We start from the raw sequence: 2,655 nt of genomic DNA on the forward strand, positions 1-2,655 counted from the left end.
CCGACCTCCTTGAACTCGGGGGCACGCTCGTAGAGGGTGACGTCGGCGCCACGCAGGGAGAGCGCGAGTGCTCCGGCGGCACCGCCGATACCGCCACCGGCGATGATGAACTTCCGGCCCGTGAGCTCGTCAGATGCACTGAGGACGTACTGGGACATGGGTGACTTCCTTTTCTAACGGGGATCAGAGTGGGGGGTGATGACGGTGACGTTGGGGTTCGGCATCCTCCGGTGGATGAAGAACAGGACCACCAGCGACATCGAGGACAGCAGCGCGGAGCAGGCGAACAGCAGGTAGTTCGACCCGACACCGAGGTTCCAGTTGAGCAGCAGTCCGGCCAGCTGCGGGGCGACAACGGCGCCGATGCGGCCGACGCCGAGGGCCCAGCCGAGGGCCGTGCCGCGGAGGTTGTGCGGGTAGAAGTTGGCCACGGCGGCGATGATGAGGATCTGCGTGCCGTGCGTACCGACGCCCGCGAGCACCAGGATGACGTACACAGCCAGGACGGAAGGTTCGGTGAGCAGCGTCAGCAGGGCCACGCCGGCGACACCGGCGGCGACGGCACCGGACTTCAGTGGACCGAAGCGGTCACCCGCCCAGGCCGTGACGACGGAGCCGAGGATGGCACCAAGGTTGAGGGCCAGGGTGAAGTTGAGTGCGGCGCCGAAGTCGTAGCCGGCGGTCTGCATGAGGCGCGGCAGCCAGGTGCCCAGGCCGTACCAGGCGAGCAGGGTGACAAACGTGGCGATGGAGAACCAGATCGAGATCGCCATGTACTTACCGGTGAGGAGGTCTTTGAAGCCGGCGGGCTGATCTGCCCCCTCGCGGGCGGCGTGATCGTCCCGGGTCGCCTGGTCGGAGGGAATGACCTTGATGGCGATGGGCAGTCCGATGACCAGCGGGATGATGGCCAGCAGGAACATGAAGCGCCAGCCCCACTCGTCGTGGGAGGGAACAATGAACTGGGCGAGGACGGCGGCAATGGAACCACCGAGCGGCACACCGGACATCATGACGGTCGCCCACGCGGACATCGTCTTGCGCGGCACGAGGTCGGAGGTCATCGCATTGACCGAGGGCACGAGGCCGCCGAGGCCGATGCCTGCCAGGAGGCGGAAGGCACCGAACATCCACGGGCTGATGGCGAAGGCGCACAGCAGCGTGAACACGGAGAGTACAATGACCGATCCGATGACCGCGAACTTGCGCCCCACCCGGTCGGAGAGGCGTCCCACCCACACGGCGCCGATGACCATGCCGAGGAAGGCGGTGGAACCGATGGTCCCGGCCTGCGCCGAGTTGAGGTTCCATTCCTCCATGAGCTGGGTCTGCACGGTGCCGTAAACGATGAGGTCGTATCCGTCGAAGACGACGAAGAACCAGCCGATGAGCACGGCGGCGAGGCGGCGCCCGCTGATGCCCAGGATGCTGAAGTCTGTGTTGTCACCCATTCCGGGTGTCTGTGTGCCACCGGTCGTGCCGGCGGCGGTGGACCCGCTGCGCGGGTTATCGGAGATTCGAGCCATAGGCACATCTTCAGGGTGATCGGGGTTACAATCAAAGATATTCCAGATGGCGGAAGGTATGATTTACATGAACCTGGCTCCCACCCACGGGGCACCCCCGCGGGAGTTTCTGCAGTCCGTGGATCACTCCCTCACTCTCATCCTCATGCTCCGGGACAGGGGCACCCTCACGATTTCCGGGGCCGCCGAGGAGCTCGGCGTGAGTGCGTCCACGGTGCACCGCTCCATGGCGATGCTGGTCTACCGCGGGTTCGCCACCCGCAGCGAATCCCGCACGTACCTGCCTGGTTCGGCGCTATCGTCGTCCAGCCTCCAGCCCGGCGTGGGCAGTGAGCTCATCGAAGCGTGCCTACCCCACATGCAGGCCATCGCCGCCGAATCCGCAGAGACCACCCACCTCTTGGTTCTGGTGGGCAACAAGGTGCACTTCCTCCACACCGTGGAGGGCACGCATCCGGTGCGCGTGGGCATCCGCCGCGGCCAGGTGATGCCCGCCGAGCAGAACGCCGGCGGCCTGGCCATGCTGGCAGAACGCTCCGCCGCCGAGCTCCGCCCCCTGTACCCCTCACTCCCCGACGCCGACTTCGAGTCCCTGCGCCGCCAGCTGCATCGGACGCGGGGCCGCGGGTTCTCCATCAACAACGGCCTCTACGAACATGATGTTTCGGCGGTTGGGGTGTGTCTCCGCAACGATCTCGGTGACATTTTGGGGGCCATCACGGTGGCCACCCCAACCGGCCGTTTCCGGGGTTCGCACCGCAAGAGCGCAGAGGTGTTGCTCAAGCATTCCCGCGACCTCAACCGGCGGCTGGAGGAACTGCGACTAACAGCCCCGGACATCAAAACCTGAAGGAAGGGGCAGATTTCGCTACCCCCGGGCACTTATTCCGCATAACGGAAAGTCTTTGAGTCACACTTTCACTGCCCCTATGTTTGAGGTCACAACCACCCCTGTGCGCGGTTCCCGAGCTACCCGCGCACACCTCACAACGCAGGAGGTTCACGCATGAGCGAGAGCACCGACTACTCCAACAAGCACGTTGAATTCGTGGCCCCCGAGCCGACGCCTGAGGAGCAGGCCGAGCTCAACGAGATGTACGCCAAGATGGACGATCTCCACATGAAGCCC

General features: G+C 65.1%; 3 protein-coding genes. 1 reads left to right on the plus strand and 2 read right to left on the minus strand.

Translation table 11 applies throughout. From position 1 onward, the window contains the following. The coding region (locus tag Q4G50_RS14595) for an NAD(P)-binding protein (RefSeq protein WP_303378382.1) at positions 1 to 158 on the minus strand (158 nt) is incomplete at its 3' end. Between the two features lie 15 nt (positions 159 to 173). After that, the gene (locus Q4G50_RS14600; RefSeq protein WP_303378383.1) at positions 174 to 1,451 is read right to left on the minus strand and encodes an aromatic acid/H+ symport family MFS transporter; all 1,278 of its coding nucleotides are present in this window, start codon (positions 1,449 to 1,451) and stop codon (positions 174 to 176) included. A 133-nt stretch (positions 1,452 to 1,584) separates the two neighbouring features. On the opposite strand from Q4G50_RS14600, the gene Q4G50_RS14605 reads away from it, so the two are divergent. Next, the gene (locus Q4G50_RS14605; protein ID WP_303378381.1) at positions 1,585 to 2,376 is read left to right on the plus strand and encodes an IclR family transcriptional regulator; all 792 of its coding nucleotides are present in this window, start codon (positions 1,585 to 1,587) and stop codon (positions 2,374 to 2,376) included. Positions 2,377 to 2,655: the final 279 nt, after the last annotated feature.

This window comes from Corynebacterium sp., from assembly GCF_030538285.1.
In the GTDB taxonomy this organism is placed as follows: domain Bacteria; phylum Actinomycetota; class Actinomycetes; order Mycobacteriales; family Mycobacteriaceae; genus Corynebacterium.